The organism is Oleiphilus sp. HI0066 (assembly GCF_001635725.1).
Genome location: NZ_LWFH01000357.1, coordinates 1 through 537, shown reverse-complemented (window position 1 = coordinate 537; position 537 = coordinate 1). Strand labels below are relative to the sequence as shown.

Below are 537 nucleotides of genomic sequence, written 5' to 3'. Positions count from 1 at the left end.
CCCTTGCCTTTGTATGGCTCTGGCGGACGGTAAGCTCTGATTTCAGCAGCGACCTGACCAAGCTGTTGTTTATCAACGCCTTTAAGTACGATTTCAGTTTGTGAAGGCGCTTCAGCCTTAACACCTGATGGCAATTCGTACTCAACTGGGTGTGAGAAGCCCAAGTTTAAGTTCAATTTTTGACCTTGAACCTGAACACGGTAACCAACACCAATAAGCTGTAATTTTTTCTCGAAACCAGCAGTCACACCTACAACCATGTTGTTAACAAGTGCACGCGTTGTTCCTGACATCGCTCGAGAGAATTTGCTGCCATTTTTTGCAGCAAAAGTAAGTACTGAACCATCTTGAGTAATTTCTACAGCAGGGTTCACTTCCATAGAAAGTGTGCCTTTACCGCCTTTAACTTCAAGTTGGCCGTCAGCAAGCTTAACTTCAACACCAGAAGGAAGCTCAACTGGACTATTAGCAACTCTAGACATGCAAACCTCCCTTAGAATACTGTACAGATAACTTCGCCGCCGATACCCGCTTTAC

1 protein-coding gene is annotated in these 537 nt (G+C 44.9%); it reads right to left on the bottom strand.

Annotated elements, in window-relative coordinates:
* A partial coding sequence (rplF, locus tag A3738_RS05110; protein WP_068763415.1) for a 50S ribosomal protein L6 occupies positions 1–482 on the bottom strand: 482 nt, incomplete at its 3' end.
* Positions 483–537: the final 55 nt, after the last annotated feature.